Source organism: Delftia sp. (genome assembly GCF_059499305.1).
In genome coordinates, this window is the sequence record NZ_JCABYI010000030.1 from 407,621 (window position 1) to 424,338 (window position 16,718).

Below are 16,718 nucleotides of genomic sequence, written 5' to 3' on the forward strand. Positions count from 1 at the left end.
TTGAACCATAGTCGTCAGTTCCTTTTTTTGCCCTGCCGCATCAGGCTTACATGCGTCCTACCCAAGCTTGGGAAGCCGAAAAAATAACCCAAGGCAGCCGCCTGTTTCCCATGCCGCCTTGCACATCCACCTGCCGCACCAGCCTCACGCCGCCCCCTCCGCCAAAGGGCACTTTCGCTACCAGGCTGTAGCGTGAGCTTATGGTGGTCTGTCTAAAGGCGGCGACGCCGTCCGCGCGTTCAAGCCAGGGCTGCAGTTGCGCAGGAGCGGCAGCAGGATTAATGCTGGAGCGTGCACTGACATCGGCCACGACAAAATCCCGCAAGCGGGAGTAGACGTCATAGGTCATGCCCGGGACTTGGAGCAAGTCCTCCGGCGACTCCCAAGCAGGACGCAACACCCGTCTTTGCCCATCGCCGGTGCGTGCCTGGACGATGGCCTGGGCAAGCACCTCTGCAGGCCCTTGCCCCAAGCCGGCCACCTGGGTGAGCAAGGCCGACAAAAGCGTAGACGATGCACCATTGATGTTCACCAGGCCGCTCCATGGGATGATATCCACCTCGACAACCGCGCCTCCCAGTGAGATGGGAACGACACTGAACTCCCGGAAGTCGGCTGGCCTGACCGCCATGCGTTGCAGCACCTGATAAATGGCTGCTTCTCCCAGTGCGCGTCCTTCCGCCAGTTGTCGTGTCACCCCGCCCACAGCTGCCTCCTGGCGAACGACCCTTCCCAGGCTGCTAGCAAAAATCGCCAAGGCAGCCACGATCCAGAGCACCAAAATCAGGGCCATGCCCTGTTGTTTGCAAGCCTTCTTGGCGACAAGGGTTTGATTTCTGTTCAAAAGCTGCGCCCCCCTCCAAGACTGGCCTCGTCGTCCACCCGCTGGGGATTCGATGCAGCGGGCGTGCGCAGGGCAATAACGGTCAACGGCCACGCTCCAGAAGCCGACTGCAACTCGATCTGCACGGCAGACGGCAGTTCCTTTTCGTTGTCTTTTTCGGGCCCCCATTGCGGCTGCCAATGTGCCACGCCCAGCTTGGCGTTCTGGTAACGCAAGGCAAAACCCGTGACACCGCGATCGATCACGTAGGACTGGCTCTGCCCCCAGTCGGGCATGGCATCTGGCCCCTGCCAGGGCGCAAAGCGCAGCACCAGGGCATCGCCTTCGACGGAAAGCTGGAAGTGGGTACGACCGCCCATGCCAAAGCGTGCGGGCATGATGCCCAGCCAGCGCATGCCCTGCGGGCCGCCTTCGAAAAACAGCTCGCTCTCGCCTTGCTTGCGCAGGCCCGCCTGCCGGCGCACGGCAGAGACCTGGCCCAGAACCGAGCGCAGGAAGGCAATGGACACACGCTGGTGGTCCATGCGGTCCAGTCGCGCATCGACACGCTCCTGGGTCTGGGAGACCGTGGACATGGCCGAGGCCAGCCCCAGCATGAGCAGGGACAGCAAAGCCATGACCACCAGCAGCTCCACCAGCGTGAAGCCGCGCTGCCTGGCCGAAGCCGAAGGCTTGACGCCGGACACTCTCATCGCGTTACCTCGCCTGGCTGCAATGGTCGCTGCGGACGCAGGGTTTCAAAGACCCAGCTGCGATTTTCGGCAGAGATGGTGATTCGCAATGCATGCAGGGGGACGGCGGTCTCAGGCAAGTCGCTTACCGGGAAAGGCGCCGAAGTCACTTGCCAAGCATAGATGCCATCCTGGCCGGAAGCCTGGGTGCCACCAGGATCGACCATGGGGAAGGCGTCCATCAGCGAATCGGCCAGCAGGGCCACGCCCTGGTTCTGTTCCAGCTTGGCGACGCCCCGCGCGGAACCACCCACCGCCCGATAGATGAGCGCCAGCGAGATCGCCATGATGGACAGCGCCACCAGCAACTCCAGCAAGGTCATGCCCCGCACCCGGGTGCGGGCTCCAGCGCGCCGACGCACTACAGGGCCTCTTTGGTGACTTGGCCGGACAGCCAGTCCACACGCAGACGCACGCCGCTGCCGCTTTGCGCGCGGGCGAGCGAAATGCTGCCGCCCGTGGCACCGCCCTCGGGCAGGAAGACGATGGTCTGGCTACCGTCGGGCAGGGCCATGCCGGCTGCCGTGGTCAGTTGCACCGTCAGGCTGTCGGGCAGCTTGGCCGTGGCCTGGCCGGCGATGCCGTACTGCCGATTATTCGTATTGACCGCAAACGCTACGGGCATGCCCTGCAACGTGGCCTGCTGGCGCGCCTTGCGCAGCAGGGCCGTCACGTCCTGCACCGTCTGCCGATAGTCCACGGCATCGCGCAGCTTGCCCATGGCAGGCGGCACGATGCCGATGATGGCGGCAAGGATGCCGAACACCACCAGCAACTCGATCAGCGTGAAACCATGGGCGCGCTTCAAGACTCATTCCCGGCACGGAGGCAGCGTTGCACTGAGGCGTCAGACCAGCAACTTACTTGGTGTTGCGGATATCGGAAGCTTCACCTTCTCCGCCGGGTGTGCCATCGGAGCCCAGCGAGAGGATCTCGAGGTCGCCATTGGCAGCCGGATAGGTGTAGCGGTAAGGATTGTTCCAGGGATCATTCGGCACGCCACCCTTCAGGTAAGGGCCTGCCCAGCCGGCGACGCCAGCGGGCTGCTTGACCAGCGCGTCCAGGCCTTGCTGCGAGGTGGGATAGCGGCCCACGTCGAGCTTGTACAGCTCCAGCGCCTTTTCGATGTCGGCAATCTGCACGCCGGCCGTCTTGGTCTTGGCTCCGCCCAACTGGTTCAGCACCTTGGGGCCGACCAGGCCGGCCAGCAGGGTCAGGATGGCCAGCACGACCAGCAGTTCGATCAGCGTGAAGCCACGCTTGCGGGCGCGGGAGGACAGTTGCTTTTGCATGCGCATCATCTTCTACATACCTTTCAGACAATTCAGATTCATCAGACGGCCAGATCGTTGACGGACAGGATTCCGAGCAGGATCGACACGATGATGGAGGCGATAAGGATACCGAGGACCAGGATCAGCGCCGGCTCCAGCATGGTCAGGAGGCGTTTGATCGCGTTTTCGACCTCGCGGTTCAATATGTTGGACAGCTCCAGCATCATGTCGCCCAGGCGGCCGGTTTCCTCGCCCACCCGCACCAGATTCAGGGCCAGGGGCTCGAATTCTCCGGTTTTCTGGGCAGCATGGGCCATGCGATGGCCTTCCTTGACCATGGGACCCATTTTTTCCAGGCGCTCGCGGATGGCGACGTTGGAGACCGTGTCGCTGGCAATGCGCAGTGCGGTCAGCAGCGTGACGCCGTTGCCCAGCAGCGTGCCCAGCGATCGGCTGAACAAGGTGAGCTGGTACTTGCGCACCACGCCACCCAGGCCCGGCAGGCCCAGCAGCCACGATTGCCAAGTCTGGCGGCCCTTGGGGCTCTTGGCCCAGCGGGAAAAGGCCCAGCCCAGCGCGCCCAGCACGATGAACACCGCCCAGCCGTAGCTGCGAAACGCATGGCCCAGCCCCATCACGAACTGCGTGGGAAGGGGCAGCGCGTCGCCCATGTCGTTGAAGAGCTGCTCGAACTGCGGGACCACGAAGCCCAGCATGGCCACCAGGGACAGCACGGCCACGCCCAGCAGGATGGCCGGATAGATGGTGGCCGAGACCACGCTGTCGCGCAGGGCACGCTGGCGCGCCATGTGTTCCACCAGCCGGTTGAGCACGCCCGACATCTGGCCGCTGGCCTCGCCCGAGCGCACCATGTTGATATAGAAGTCGCCGAACAGGTCATGGTGCTTGCCCAGCGCCTGGCTCAGCGGCATGCCGGCCTTGACGCTGTCGAGCACGGACTGGAGCATGGCCTGCATCTGCACCTTGTGGCTCATCTCCACCAGGACCTTGAGCGCATTGTCCAGCGACAGGCCGGCACGCATCATGATGGCCAGTTCGGTGGTCATGCCCTGGATGTCGTCGGCCTTGATGCGGCCTTTCTTGAGCGCACGCGCCGCCAGCGGCACATTGCCCAGGCTTGCGGCTTCCTCGACCTTGATGGGCGACAGGCGGCTCTTGCGCAGGTGCACCACCACCTCGGCCACGGCCGCAGCGGAAAAAGTGCCCTTGACCATCTGACCGCGGCTGTCCACGGCCTCCCAGCTGTAATCAGGCATCGCTCTGGTCCTGGGTCACGCGCAGCACTTCGTCGAGCGTGGTGACGCCCGAGGCCACCTTGCGCAGGCCGTCGTCATAGAGGCTCAGCATGCCGCTCTTGGCGGCCATGGCATGCAGGGCGTTGGCATCCTGGCCTTCGATGATGGCGCGGCGCAGCGGCTCGTCGATGACCATGAGTTCGTGGATGCCGGTACGCCCCTTGTAGCCAGTGCCGCGGCAGTGCTCGCAGCCGACGGCGCGGTAGATGGGCGAGCCCTCGCGCAGAAAGCGCTTGAGGCCGCTGCCCTCGATGGCGGCCGTCGGCAGTGTGTCGGGCTGCTTGCAGCGCGAGCACAGCGTGCGCACCAGCCGCTGGGCCAGCACGCCGTTGACCGAGGAGGTGATCAGGTAGCTCTCCACCCCCATGTCGCGCATGCGGGTGACGGCGCCTGCGGCGGTGTTGGTGTGCAGCGTGGACAGCACCAGGTGACCTGTCAGGGCGGACTGCACGGCAATCTGCGCGGTTTCTCCGTCACGCATTTCGCCGATCATGATGATGTCCGGGTCCTGGCGCAGGATGGAGCGCAGGGCGTTGGCGAAGGTCAGGTCGATCTGGGGATGGACCTGGATCTGGTTGATGCCGTCGAGCTGGTATTCGACCGGATCCTCGACGGTGATGATCTTGTTGGAAACCGCGTCGATCTTGGACAGGGCTGCATACAGCGTGGTGGTCTTGCCCGAGCCCGTGGGGCCCGTGACCAGCACAATGCCGTGCGGCTTGGCCAGCAGCGTGTTGAATTTCTCGAGCGTGTCCGCCTCGAAGCCCATGCTTTCCAGGCGCAGCCTCACGCTGGCGCGGTCCAGCACCCGCATGACGATGCTCTCGCCATGCACCGTGGGCGCGGTGGAGACGCGCAGGTCCAGTTCGCGGCCCTTGGCGCGGGTCTTGATGCGGCCGTCCTGCGGCAGGCGGCGCTCGGCAATGTCCAGATGGGCCAGCAGCTTGACGCGCGAGCCGACGGCGGCGCTCAGGCGCGGCGGCACGAGTTCGGCCGCGTGGATCACGCCGTCCATGCGGTAGCGCACCTGCAGGCCGGCTTCAAAGGGCTCGAGGTGGATGTCGGAGGCGTGCAGCTCGATGGCGCGGGAAATGATGCCTGTGACCAGGCGGATGACGGGCGCCTCGCTGGCCAGGTCCTTCAGATGTTCGACGAAGTCGCCACCCGTGGCGTCCGATTCCCAGTCCTGGCCTTCTTCCCCTTCGGGTTCCTGGCCTGCTTCGGACAGTGCCTTGCGGATGTCGGCCTCCAGCGCCAGCACGGGCTTGATCTGCAGCCCCGTGGCCAGGCGCAGCGCCTTGGTGATGAAGGGGTCCTGCGGCACGGACATGGCCACTTCGAGCACGCCGTCCTGCAGCGAAATCGGGCAGACGCACTGCGCATCCAGAAAACTGGCCAGCAGGCCCGGCACGTCGGGCAGCAGGTCGGGAAACTCTTCCGCACGCAGCCAGCGCATCTGCAGCTGCTCGGCCAGCGCCTGGGCCACGTCGGTTTCCGCCACCACACCCAGCTGTACCAGCACCTGGCCCAGGTAGCCGCCCAACTCCTGCTGCGCCTGCAGGGCGTTTTGCAGATCGCGCTCGTTCAGCTTGCCGGCGGAAAGGAGGCGTTCGCCCAGCCGCCCCTTGATCGGGGCTTCGACAGCGGCAATCGGTTCCATGAGGTGATTGGTGGAAGACATTGCCGCGGATTATCCACTGTCGCCGCATCCCCCGCCAAAGGCATAGCATGCGACACCCAGGGGCGCCGCCTTCCCGTCATCAACTGTTACGCGCGCAATCGTGCGGCGCGATGCTGCGCTGCACGATGAAAAGTGGCCTCAGGCGGTTTCAGGCGTTGTCAGGTGGTTCAAGGCGGCTTCAAGCCGCCTTCACCGCCTCCGCGGGCAGGCCGCTGGCATCGCCCCAACGGCGCTGGGCCATGACCAGCAGCCCCTCGAAGATGAGGTTGTCCACCAGTTCGAAAGGCCGCGTCATGCTGGGCACCATCTTCCAGCCTGCGCCGCCGGCCATGACGCAGGCAGGCTCCATGCTGCAGTGCATGTAGAGATGCTGGTACATGCGCTCCACGGCACCGGCGATGGCGTAGGTGCCGCCGCTGGTCAGGGCGTCGCTGGTGTTGGTGGGAAATGGCGTGACCGCGCCCGTGGGCACATGCAGGCCGGCCGTGCCGCTTTCCAGGGCGCGCAGCATGATGCCGTGGCCCGGAAGAATCAGCCCGCCCATGAAGTGGCCATGCTGGTCCAGCGCGTCCACGGTGACGGCCGTGCCGACCATGACCACGATCAGGGGCCGCTCGGGGCCGCGCTGCAGGATGTGCTGGCGCGCACCGATCATGGCCACCCAGCGGTCCGCACCCAGGCGCGACGGAAAATCGTAGCCATTGGTGACGCCGGCCTCGGCTGCGCTGGGCACGGCCCACTGCGGCTCGAAATCCCAGCCCAGCATCATGTCGATCTGGTCGTGCACGCGCCGTCGCGCCGTGTCGCCAGCCACCACGCAGCCCAGCATGCGCGTGGGCGTGGGCAGGTCGCTCCACGGCCCTTCGGCCAGGTGCTCGATGTGCTCAAGGAACTCGGCGCCGTGCGCCAGCAGGGCAGCGCCAGGCCGATGCGCGTCGTACATCGCCCATTTCAAGCGGGTGTTGCCGATGTCTATGGCCAAAAAAGTCATGGGCGGGATTATCGGAGTTTTCCGGAGGATAGCGTCAGCCATGGACGACAACTGAGTGAGGACGTGAACGCAAGAATGGCGCAAATGTCAAAAATCCGGGAGCGCTCCTGCCCGGCAGCGCGCGCTGCCACTGTTAGGCGTTACATTGGCCTTTCCGTTTTTCCACCCACCAACAGGAGTCACCCATGGGACTTTTCAGTTTCATCAAGGAAGCCGGCGAAAAGCTGTTCGGCGGCAGCGCCGCACAGGCAGCCGAGCCTGCGCAAGACCTGAATGCCAAGGCGGCCAAGGCCATCGAGACCTATATCGGCACGCAGAACCTGGGCGTCAGTGACGTGAAGGTGCAGTTCGACGGCTCGCAGGGCAAGGTCACGGTGCTGGGCACGGCACCTACCCAGGCGGCCAAGGAAAAGGTGACGCTGTGCTGCGGCAACGTCTCCAGCGTGCAGTCCGTGGACAACCAGATGACGGTGACCAACCCCGAGCCCGAAGCCCAGTACCACGACGTGGTGCGCGGCGACACGCTGTCGGCCATTGCAAAGAAGTTCTATGGCGATGCCAACAAGTACCCGGTGATCTTCGAGGCCAACAAGCCCATGCTGAGCCACCCCGACAAGATCTACCCCGGCCAGAAGCTGCGCATTCCGGCAATCTAAGCCCCCCTGAGCGGCGTCGCCGCTTCCCCCTGAGGGGGACGACACCCTCGCGGCGGGGCGGCCCTTGCTCGGTGTCTCTGACCTGGCTCATGCCAGTTCTGGATGCCGCGAATTAGACCTACCCCGCTCCGAGAAAGGCCGCAATAGCGGCCTTTCTCAATGAAAGCTTCAGTATTTACCGCTCAACAGCGCACCGAATCCCGGAACGGCTGTCGGCAAGCCCAGGCGCTTGAGCATCATGAACGTCGTGGCCACCGAGGAAGACAGTACCGGCAGGCCCACGCGGTCCTCGATGGGCTGCACCGAGGCCAGCGAGGGCATCTGCACGCAGGCCGAGGCGATGACCGCGTCGGCATTGGCCGTGTTCAGGCGCCGCGTGATCTCGATGGGTGCGCGCGCATCCTGGGCGCCCACCTGCAGGTTGTCGGCAATCTCCAGCGAGATGCTGTCCACCACTTCGATGCCTTCGTTCTCTATGTAGTCGATGACCAGCTGCGTCAGCGGCTTCATGTAGGGCGCCAGCAGCGCCACCTTCTTCGCGCCGATGGCGTGCAGGCCATCGACCAGGGCGCCGGCGCTGGTGACCACAGGCGCGGGGCCGCCGTTGTCCACGGTGCGCTGGTGCAGGCGCGTCTCGGAGACACGGTGGTAGCCGCGCCCCATGCTCATGATGGCCACCAGGCAGGCATAGCCGAGCACATCGACACGCGCATCCGACAGTTCCAGCGCGCAGTGGTCGCTGTCGCCGTCCATGGCAGCCAGCTCCTCCTTGGTCACATGCTTCATGCGCATGCGGCTCGAGTGAAAGGTGAAACGCTCGGGCGCCAGGGCCTCGCGGGCCCGCAGGATGGCGGGGATCTCGGTCTCCATCGTGGTGTTGGAGCTGGGCACGATCTGCCCGATACGGAAATGGGTTTTGGCTGTCATGTCAATCCATCGTGATGTGGTTGGCCTTGATGACCTTGCCCCAGTGGTCCGTCTCGCGCTGGACCAGGGCGGCCAGCGCCTGCGGGCCGAGGAATCGCGGCTCCACGCCCTGCAGGGCCGCGCGCTTTTGCACGTCGGGCGACTCCAGGGAGGTCTTGAGCGCGTCCGACAGCCTGGCGATGGCGTCGGGCGGCGTGCCCGCAGGCGCGAACAGGCCGACCCAGGCCTCCAGCTCGAAGCCTGGCAGGCCCGCTTCGGCCGTGGTGGGCACATCGGGCAGCATGGGATGGCGCGTCTTGCTGGTCACGGCCAGGGCCCTGAGCTTGCCCGTCTGCACATGACCCAGCACCGAAGGCGGCGTGGTGATGAACATCTGTACCTGGCCGCCCAGCACGTCCTGGATGGCCGGGCCGGACCCCTTGTAGGGCACATGCGTGATCTGGGTCTGGGTCACCTGGGCGAACACGGCCGTGCCCACATGGGACAGCGAGCCATTGCCCTGCGACGCGTAATTGACCTTGCCCGGGTTCTTGCGCAGATAGGCAATGAACTCCTGCAGATTGTTCGCCGGAACGGAAGGATGAACGGCGATCACATTGGTGGCGGCCACGATCAGCCCCACGGGTGCCAGCTCGGACTGCGCCCAGGGCAGCTTGGGAAACAGCGCCGGATTGCCCACGTGGTAGGCCGAATACGAAGCCAGCAGCGTGTAGCCGTCCTTGGGAGCCCTGGCCACCATCTGGTAGGCAATGTTGCCGCTGGCCCCGCCCCGGTTGTCCACCACGACCGACTGCCCCAGCAGGCGCGACATCGGATCGGACGCCAGGCGTGCCGCCGTGTCCACCACGCCGCCGGGCGGATTGGGGACCACGAGGGTGATGGACTTGGCTGGAAAGGCCTGGGCCTGGACGGTTCCTGCGCCCAGCAGGGCTGCCGCTGCCAGGCCGGCGGCCTGCAGCACAATGCGTCGATTCATGCTTGTCTCCATGTTCTCTTTGTACCGGCGCATTCTTGCGGGCCTGCTCGCGGTCGAACAGCCGTATCTCGTTGATCCATCCTTCGTCTCTGGTGGAGGATGCGAATGATCAACCTGCACCGCTTCGATCTGCTGACACTGCGCCTGTATGTGGCCGTGGTCGATGCCGGCAGCCTGACGGCCGGCTCGCGCACGCTGGGGCTGTCACTGGCAGCCGCCAGCAAGCGCGTGGCCGAGCTGGAGCAGCACTGCGGCGTGACCCTGCTGGTGCGCAGCAAGCGCGGCGTCACGCCCACGCCCGCCGGCCAGAGCATGTACCACCATGCCGTGGACGTGGTGGCCCGGCTGGAGCATCTGGCCCTGGCCATGGACGACTTTCGCAGCGGCGCCACAGGCCAGTTGCGCCTGTGGGCCAACAACTCGGCGTTCGCAGGCTTTCTGCCGCGGCTGCTGGCCGACTTCATGGCCTCCCACCCAGGTGTCTCGGTGGACCTGGAGGACGCGCTGAGCGAGGAATCCGTGCGGGCCGTGCTCAGCGGCGTGGCCGAACTGGCCATCATTGGCGAGAACACGCCACTGGAAGGGCTGAGCACCCAGGTCTGCGATGTGGACGAACTGGTGCTGGTCATGCCGCGCGGCCATGCGCTGGACACGGACGACGACTCCCCCGTGCCCCTGGCCACCGTGCTGGACCACGACTTCGTGAGCCTGGCCCGCTCCACCTCGCTGATGCGGCGCATTGCGGCCGAGGCCGAATCCATCAACCGGCCCGTGCGGATCCGCATCCAGGTGCGCAGCTTCGATGCCATGTGCCACATGGTCTCGGTGGGCCTGGGCCTGGCCATCCTGCCGCACGCGGCCACCGCGCCGCACCTGGCCGCGCGGGCACTGCGGCTGCGCCCGCTGGGGGCGCTCAACACACGGCGCCGGCTGTTGCTGGCCATGCGCTCGCAGGCCACGCTGTCAGGACCGGCCCAGGCCCTGGTGGACATGGTGGCCGCCCGGGCGGCGGCGCTGGGGTTCGCGCAGCCGCAGCGCTGAGCGACGACAGGCTGGCGCCGGCTTACTGGCGCCAGGGCAGGCCGCGCAGGCGCCAGCCGCCGACATGGCCGCGCTGGCCGCTGGCGTCCACATCGCCCTCGAAGCCTTCGAGGATGTTGTAGGCCTCGATGCCCAGTTGCGCTGCGCGCTGGGCAGCGGCCACCGAGCGCACGCCGCTGCGGCACAGCAGGACCACCTTGCCGCCCTCAGGCACGGCGGCGCGCAGCTGGCTGTCGAAATCGGGGTTCATGGCCATGGACGGCCACTGCTTCCAGGCCACGGCCACGGCGCCGGGTACGCGGCCCACCCACTCGCGCTCGGCATCGGTGCGCACGTCCACCAGCGCGGCTTCGCCGGATTGCAGCCATTGCCAGGCAAGTTCGGGAGGAATGTCGCCGGCATAGCCCTGTGCGGGCTGGACGGTCAGGGGAATGGCTGCGGGAACGGGAGCGTTTGCGGACATGGATGGGCTTTCTTGATAGGACGCGGTTGTGTGCCCGGCAAGAATAACCGTCCAGCCCGACTGGCGCCGCCTCGCCGGTGCCCGGATCGCCTACTCCCAGGGCGGCAGCAGCTTGTCACGCAGCACCTGGCGCTGCGCCTCCCAGCCCGGCATCACGCTGGCCACCGTGGCCCAGAAGCGCGGGCTGTGGTCCATGTGGCGCAGGTGGGACAGCTCGTGCACGACCACGTAGTCGATGACCTCGGGCGTGTGCTGCATGAGCCGCCAGTTCAGGCGGATGGCCCCTGCGGTGTTGGCGCTGCCCCAGCGCGTGCGCGCGCTGGTCAGGCGCAGGCTGGTCCATTGCACGCCCAGCAGCGGCGCATGGCGCTGCAGGCTGGCCGTGAACCAGGAGCGGGCCTCGCGCAGCATCCAGGCCTGCACGCAGGCACGCACCTCGGCAGCCGATGCGTCTGGCGCCAGGGGCAGGTGCAGGGACTGGCTGCCGTCGGCCGCCTGTTCGCGGTGGACCTGGCGGGTGCGCAGCGGCTGGGCTTCGCCACCGGTGAGAAGCAGTGCCAGGGGACGCCCCAGATAGTCGATCTGGCCGCCGTGCTCCCACCGGATGCGTGCCGACTGCTGGGCCCGCTGGCGCTGCCCGGCCTCCTGGAGCTTGCGCAGTATCCAGCCCGACTTCGCATCCAGTGCCTGCCCGATGGCCGTCATGCTCACCCATGCGGGCGCGCTGACCACCAGCCCCTGTGCGCCGATGGTGAAGCCTATGGTGCGCCGGCGCGACCGCTGCAACCGATAGTGCAGCACCTGCCCCTGGAGAACCGCCTGCTGGTTGGCTTGCGGATGAACGAAGGAACTGTGCACGGAGCCGGCGGGCGGGGTGGGTGCAGGTGCAGGTGCAGGTGCAGGTGCAGGTGCAGGCAAAGCCTGCGGCGCTTCGGGTTGAGCGGATCGCTCACGGCGCGGCCTCAGCCCGCCGTCCTGTCTTTCCACGGCGGGCGGCACCAACCAGTCCCAGGAACGCTGTGCCGTGTCCGCCATGCCGACTCCTGCCTCAGGCGCGGTAGGCCTCGGGGTCGAGGCGCTGCATCTCGGATTCGATCCAGTTTTCGACTTCCACCATCAGCTCCTCGTGCTTGCGGCCCACGGAAGGGATGGGCTTGCCTATGGAGACATCGACCACGCCCGGGGTCTTGATGAAGGCCTTGCGCGGCCAGCACTTGGCCGAGGTGACGGCAATGGGCACCACGGGCACGCCGGTCATGATGGCCAGGCGCGTGGCGCCGGTCTTGTACTCGCCGCGTTCGCCGCGCGGGATGCGCGTGCCTTCGGGGAACATGATGACCCAGGTGCCCTGGGCCAGCAGGCGCCGGCCCTGCTCCACGACCTTGTGGAATGCGCGCGAGCCGTGCTTTCGGTCGATATGGATCATGTCCATGCTGCCGATGGACCAGCCGAAGAAGGGCACCATGAGCAGTTCCTTCTTGAACACATAGGCCAGCGGGCGCGGCATGATCGCCGGCATGAGGAAGGTCTCGTAGGTGGATTGGTGCTTGACCAGCAGCACCACGCCCTGCTTGGGATCGGTGGGCAGGTTCTCCATGCCCTGCACGCGGTGGCGCACGCCCATGATCACGCGGGCGCTGTCCACCGACAGCTTGAGCCAGGCGCGCGCCACGGCATAGACGCGGCGCGGCCCGCCGCCCAGCCAGCGCGTGAGCAGCACGGCCAGGGTGTAGGGGATCACGGTGATGCCCATCCAGAGCATGTGGAGGGTGGAGCGGATCAGGGACATGGCGGCAGTGTGGTGCAGAAAGCGGCGCAGGGGCCGGGCGGCAGGCCCGGGCCTTGCGCCCTCAGGAATCGGAATTCACAAAGATAGCATTGTGCGCAGGACGGCAGGCCGGCGGCGCATGGGCAAAGCGCCATTCGGGCGTTCAGGCGTTCAGGGAGCGGGTGCGGCATCTGCCGGAACCAGCGCATCGGCCAGCGCGGCCAGGCTGGCATGGCGCTGGGTGCCGGCAGGCAATCCGGGCGGAAGTTCGCCGTCCAGAGACACTCCGGCGCTGGCGCCCGTGCAGACCAGGTGCAGGCGTGCGCCCATGGCCGCTCCGGCCTGCAGGTGGGCCACGCAGGAACCTATGACCCACAGCTGCTGCCCCTCGACGCCGAAGCGCTCGGCAATCTGCTCGAACAGCGCCGTGCCGGGCTTGCGGCAATGGCATTCCTCGTCCGGGGCATGGGGGCAGTAGAAAACCGCATCGACGCGCGCGCCTGCCGCCGCCATTTCGCGGTGCATGCGCGCGTGCACGGCATTGAGCTCGGTCACGTCGAACAGGCCCCGGCCCAGGCCTGGCTGGTTGGTGGCGACCACCACATGCCAGCCCGCCCGGTTCAGGCGCGCCACGGCTTCCAGCGCACCGCGCTGGGCCTTCCAGGCCTCGGCCGAGCCGATGAACCCCTCTTCACCGATCTGGTTGAGGGTTCCGTCACGGTCCAGGATCGCAATTTTCATGGTCGGGTCCCAAGAATGTCAGAACTCAATTGCGCGCGTCCCAAGACGAGGGACACCGAGGAAGGGCCTAGGCCGGCCGCGCCGCCCCGCACCGAGTGTGTCGTCCCCCTCCCTTGCGAAGCAAGTAGAGAGGCGCCGTGCCACGGGGGGAAGGCGCGAAGCGCCTCAGGGGGTGCTCCATTTACGCCAGTCGCGAAAGGTCCGCCACGCGATTCATGGCTTCGTGCAACGTGGCCAGCAGGCCCAGGCGGTTGGCCTTGAGCGCCGGGTCTTCGGCGTTGACCATCACATGCTCGAAGAAGGCATCGACCGGGGCGCGCAGCGCGGCCAGGGTCTGCAGGCTGGCCGTGTAGTCGCCGGCAGCAAACTGCTGCTGCGCCTTGGGCGCCACCGATTGCAGGGCTGCGTACAGGTCCTTCTCTGCCACCTCGGCCAGCACGGCCGCGTTGACCTGGGCCTGCACCGCCTGGTCGGCCTTCTTGAGGATGTTGCCCACGCGCTTGTTGGCGGCGGCCAGGGCCGGTGCCTCGGGCAGCTCGCCGAAGGCGCGCACGGCCTCCAGGCGCTTTTGCACGTCGGACAGGCGCTGCGGGCGCAGGGCCAGCACGGAGTCCACTTCCTGGGCCGAGAAACCCTGCTCGCGCAGGTTGCCGGCCAGGCGGTCGTAGATGAAATCGGCCAGCTGGGGCGTGGCGTCCTCGATCTTGTCGCCGAAGGCGGGCAGCACGCTGACCAGCAGGGTTTCCAGGTCCAGCGCCAGGTCCTTCTCGACCAGCATGCGGATCACGCCCAGGGCGTGGCGGCGCAGCGCGAAGGGGTCGCGGTCGCCCGTGGGCAGGTTGCCGATGCCGAACATGCCGACCAGGGTTTCCAGCTTGTCGGCCAGGGCCACGACCACGCCGGCGTTGCCGCGCGGCAGTTCGTCGCCCGCAAAGCGGGGCTTGTAGTGGTCCTCGATGGCATCGGCCACGGCCACGTCCAGGCCGTCGTTGAGCGCGTAGTAGCGGCCCATGGTGCCCTGCAGTTCGGGAAACTCGCCCACCATGTCGGTCACGAGGTCGGTCTTGGCCAGTTGCGCGGCCAGGTCGGCCTGCTGGGCCAGGCCCGTGTCGCCCAGCTGGCGGGCAATACTCTTGGCGATGGAGCGCACGCGCTCCACGCGCTCGCCCTGGGTGCCGAGCTTGTTGTGGTAGACCACCTTGCCCAGCCCGTCCACGCGGGAGGCCAGGGTCTTCTTGCGGTCCTGGTCGAAGAAGAACTTGGCGTCGGCCAGACGCGGGCGCACCACGCGTTCGTTGCCGCCGATGACGGCGCTGGCATCCTGGGGGCTGATGTTGCTGACCACCAGGAACTGGTGGGTCAGCCGGCCGGCGGCGTCCAGCAGCGGGAAGTACTTCTGGTTGGCCTTCATGGTGAGGATCAGGCATTCCTGCGGCACGTCGAGGAATTCCTTCTCGAACTCGCAGACCAGCACATTGGGGCGCTCGACCAGGGCCGTGACTTCGTCCAGCAGGGCCTCGTCCTCGATGGGACGGACACCGCCGCCCACGCGCTCGGCAGCGGCCTGCAGCTGGCGCGCGATCTCGGCACGGCGCTCGGCGAAGCTGGCGATGACGGCGCCTTCCTCGCGCAGCTGCGCGGCGTAGTCATCGGCGGAGCGGATAACCACGGGATCGACCGCCGCCTCGAAGCGGTGGCCATGCGTGGCCGTGCCGGCCGTCAGGCCCAGGGCCTTGACGCCGATCAGCACCTCGGTGCCGTGCAGCACCACCAGGCCGTGGGCCGGGCGCACGAAATGGACGCTGCTCCAGCCGTCGGCCAGCTGGTAGCGCATGACCTTGGGGATGGGCAGCCGGGCAATGGCTTCGTCCAGCGCCTTTTGCACGCCGTCGGCCAGCATCACGCCGCGCACGGTGGAGGCGTGGAACAGGGCCTCGGCCTTGCCTTCGCCCTGGCGGGTCAGGCTGGCAACGGCTTCTTCGCCGGCGCCCAGGGCGGCCAGCTTCTTGATCAGTGCGGGCGTGGGCTTGCCGTCGGCGTCCAGGCCCACGGAGACGGGCATGAGCTTTTGCGACACGGCCTTGTCCTCGGCCTGGGGCAGCACTTCGGTGATGTGGGCGGCCAGGCGGCGCGGCGAGGCATAGGCCGTCAGGCGCGCTTCGCTGGAGGCCAGCAGGCCCTGGGCCTTGAGCTGCTCGAACAGCACGCCGGCAAAGGCGTCGCCCAGCTTTTGCAGCGCCTTCGGGGGCAGCTCTTCGACAAACAGTTCAACAAGAAGATTCGATGCGTTCATGGTCTGGTGTTCTCTCGGTGCAGCGGTGTCCGCCTCAGGCGGCCTTCTTGCCCTGTTGTTCGGCGGCCTTGGCCAGCTCGGCCAGCACTTCGTCGGCATGGGCCTTAGGCGCCATGGGGAAGCCCAGGCGCGCACGGCTGTCCATATAGGCCTTGGCCACGGCGCGGGCCAGGTTGCGGATGCGGCCGATGTAGGCGGCACGCTCCGTCACGCTGATGGCGCCGCGCGCATCGAGCAGGTTGAAGGTGTGGGCGGCCTTGAGCACCTGCTCGTAGGCCGGCAGCGCCAGCTGTTCGCCGATCAGGTGGTTGGCCTGCTTTTCGTGGGCGCTGAAGGCGGTGAACAGGAAGTCGGCGTCCGAGTGCTCGAAGTTGTAGGTGGACTGCTCCACCTCGTTCTGGTGGTAGACGTCGCCGTAGCTCAGGCCGTCGGTCCAGGTCAGGTTGTAGACGTTGTCCACGCCCTGCAGGTACATGGCCAGGCGCTCCAGGCCATAGGTGATCTCGCCGGTGGCGGGCTTGCAGTCGATGCCGCCGACCTGCTGGAAGTAGGTGAACTGGGTCACCTCCATGCCGTTGAGCCAGACTTCCCAGCCCAGGCCCCAGGCGCCCAGCGTGGGGTTTTCCCAGTCGTCCTCGACAAAGCGGATGTCGTTCTTCTTGAGATCGAAGCCCAGGGCCTCGAGCGAGCCCAGGTACAGCTCCAGGATGTTGTCGGGCGCGGGCTTGAGCACGACCTGGAACTGGTAGTAGTGCTGCAGGCGGTTGGGGTTGTCGCCGTAGCGGCCGTCCTTGGGGCGGCGGCTGGGCTGCACGTAGGCGGCCTTCCAGGGCTCGGGGCCCAGGGCGCGCAGGAAGGTCGCGGTATGCGAGGTGCCCGCGCCCACTTCCATGTCATAGGGCTGGAGCAGCGCGCAGCCCTGGTCGGCCCAGTAGGACTGCAGCTTGAGGATGATTTGTTGGAAAGTGAGCATGACTTGTTTCAGGCGTCGCACGCAGGCCGGGGCCGCGCCGGTG

18 protein-coding genes are annotated in these 16,718 nt (G+C 66.8%); 2 read left to right on the top strand and 16 right to left on the bottom strand.

Annotated elements, in window-relative coordinates; genetic code table 11:
* Nucleotides 1–46: 46 nt before the first annotated feature.
* The 8 genes from AC5I49_RS18455 to AC5I49_RS18490 all read right to left on the bottom strand — a co-directional run bounded on the left by AC5I49_RS18455 (nucleotide 47) and on the right by AC5I49_RS18490 (nucleotide 6,837).
* Nucleotides 47–793, bottom strand: a complete 747-nt coding sequence (locus AC5I49_RS18455) for a general secretion pathway protein GspK (RefSeq protein ID WP_209670255.1) — start codon at nucleotides 791–793, stop codon at nucleotides 47–49.
* Between the two features lie 47 nt (nucleotides 794–840).
* Nucleotides 841–1,536, bottom strand: a complete 696-nt coding sequence (locus AC5I49_RS18460) for a prepilin-type N-terminal cleavage/methylation domain-containing protein (protein ID WP_495789705.1) — start codon at nucleotides 1,534–1,536, stop codon at nucleotides 841–843.
* Entirely contained in the window at nucleotides 1,533–1,937 is a 405-nt protein-coding gene (locus AC5I49_RS18465) for a type II secretion system protein (RefSeq protein WP_312840028.1), read from the bottom strand. Before AC5I49_RS18465 ends, AC5I49_RS18460 begins: the two co-directional genes overlap by 4 nt.
* Nucleotides 1,937–2,383 carry a GspH/FimT family pseudopilin gene (locus tag AC5I49_RS18470; RefSeq protein ID WP_312840029.1) on the bottom strand — a complete coding sequence of 149 codons (447 nt, stop codon included), beginning with the start codon at nucleotides 2,381–2,383 and terminating at the stop codon, nucleotides 1,937–1,939. The genes AC5I49_RS18465 and AC5I49_RS18470 overlap by 1 nt, the downstream gene beginning before the upstream one ends.
* 52 nt (nucleotides 2,384–2,435) lie before the next feature.
* Nucleotides 2,436–2,876: a type II secretion system major pseudopilin GspG gene (gene gspG / locus AC5I49_RS18475; RefSeq protein ID WP_017405949.1), complete on the bottom strand. Its 441-nt coding sequence runs from the start codon at nucleotides 2,874–2,876 to the stop codon at nucleotides 2,436–2,438.
* 32 nt (nucleotides 2,877–2,908) lie between these two features.
* Entirely contained in the window at nucleotides 2,909–4,126 is a 1,218-nt protein-coding gene (locus AC5I49_RS18480) for a type II secretion system F family protein (protein WP_016446466.1), read from the bottom strand.
* Nucleotides 4,119–5,825, bottom strand: a complete 1,707-nt coding sequence (gspE, locus tag AC5I49_RS18485; protein WP_016446467.1) for a type II secretion system ATPase GspE — start codon at nucleotides 5,823–5,825, stop codon at nucleotides 4,119–4,121. Before gspE ends, AC5I49_RS18480 begins: the two co-directional genes overlap by 8 nt.
* Nucleotides 5,826–6,024: 199 nt before the next feature.
* Entirely contained in the window at nucleotides 6,025–6,837 is an 813-nt protein-coding gene (locus tag AC5I49_RS18490; RefSeq protein ID WP_016446468.1) for a type III pantothenate kinase, read from the bottom strand.
* A gap of 185 nt (nucleotides 6,838–7,022) precedes the next feature.
* On the opposite strand from AC5I49_RS18490, the gene lysM reads away from it, so the two are divergent.
* Entirely contained in the window at nucleotides 7,023–7,493 is a 471-nt protein-coding gene (gene lysM / locus AC5I49_RS18495; protein WP_016446469.1) for a peptidoglycan-binding protein LysM, read from the top strand.
* A 168-nt stretch (nucleotides 7,494–7,661) separates the two neighbouring features.
* Here the strand turns inward: lysM and AC5I49_RS18500 are convergent, their stop codons facing one another.
* Nucleotides 7,662–8,420: a maleate cis-trans isomerase family protein gene (locus AC5I49_RS18500; protein WP_495789706.1), complete on the bottom strand. Its 759-nt coding sequence runs from the start codon at nucleotides 8,418–8,420 to the stop codon at nucleotides 7,662–7,664.
* Nucleotide 8,421: 1 nt separating this feature from the next.
* The gene (locus AC5I49_RS18505; protein ID WP_277849386.1) at nucleotides 8,422–9,396 is read right to left on the bottom strand and encodes a Bug family tripartite tricarboxylate transporter substrate binding protein; all 975 of its coding nucleotides are present in this window, start codon (nucleotides 9,394–9,396) and stop codon (nucleotides 8,422–8,424) included.
* 105 nt (nucleotides 9,397–9,501) lie between these two features.
* Here AC5I49_RS18505 and AC5I49_RS18510 point away from each other — a divergent pair, with 105 nt between their 5' ends.
* Nucleotides 9,502–10,437 (top strand): LysR family transcriptional regulator, encoded by a 936-nt coding sequence (locus AC5I49_RS18510; protein ID WP_495789707.1) that lies wholly within the window; start codon nucleotides 9,502–9,504, stop codon nucleotides 10,435–10,437.
* 22 nt (nucleotides 10,438–10,459) lie between these two features.
* Here the strand turns inward: AC5I49_RS18510 and AC5I49_RS18515 are convergent, their stop codons facing one another.
* The 6 genes from AC5I49_RS18515 to glyQ all read right to left on the bottom strand — a co-directional run bounded on the left by AC5I49_RS18515 (nucleotide 10,460) and on the right by glyQ (nucleotide 16,675).
* On the bottom strand, nucleotides 10,460–10,900 hold the full coding sequence (locus AC5I49_RS18515) for a rhodanese-like domain-containing protein (RefSeq protein ID WP_012203223.1): 441 nt from the start codon (nucleotides 10,898–10,900) through the stop codon (nucleotides 10,460–10,462).
* 90 nt (nucleotides 10,901–10,990) lie between these two features.
* Nucleotides 10,991–11,935 carry a M48 family metallopeptidase gene (locus AC5I49_RS18520; RefSeq protein WP_495789708.1) on the bottom strand — a complete coding sequence of 315 codons (945 nt, stop codon included), beginning with the start codon at nucleotides 11,933–11,935 and terminating at the stop codon, nucleotides 10,991–10,993.
* A 13-nt stretch (nucleotides 11,936–11,948) separates the two neighbouring features.
* Nucleotides 11,949–12,689 carry a lysophospholipid acyltransferase family protein gene (locus AC5I49_RS18525; protein WP_016446474.1) on the bottom strand — a complete coding sequence of 247 codons (741 nt, stop codon included), beginning with the start codon at nucleotides 12,687–12,689 and terminating at the stop codon, nucleotides 11,949–11,951.
* 150 nt (nucleotides 12,690–12,839) lie between these two features.
* A complete protein-coding gene (locus tag AC5I49_RS18530) occupies nucleotides 12,840–13,409 on the bottom strand; it encodes a D-glycero-alpha-D-manno-heptose-1,7-bisphosphate 7-phosphatase (protein ID WP_047326216.1) in 570 nt (189 codons plus the stop codon).
* Between the two features lie 181 nt (nucleotides 13,410–13,590).
* Entirely contained in the window at nucleotides 13,591–15,702 is a 2,112-nt protein-coding gene (glyS, locus tag AC5I49_RS18535; RefSeq protein WP_016446476.1) for a glycine--tRNA ligase subunit beta, read from the bottom strand.
* A 34-nt stretch (nucleotides 15,703–15,736) separates the two neighbouring features.
* Nucleotides 15,737–16,675 (bottom strand): glycine--tRNA ligase subunit alpha, encoded by a 939-nt coding sequence (gene glyQ, locus AC5I49_RS18540; protein WP_016446477.1) that lies wholly within the window; start codon nucleotides 16,673–16,675, stop codon nucleotides 15,737–15,739.
* Between the last annotated feature and the right edge of the window lie 43 nt (nucleotides 16,676–16,718).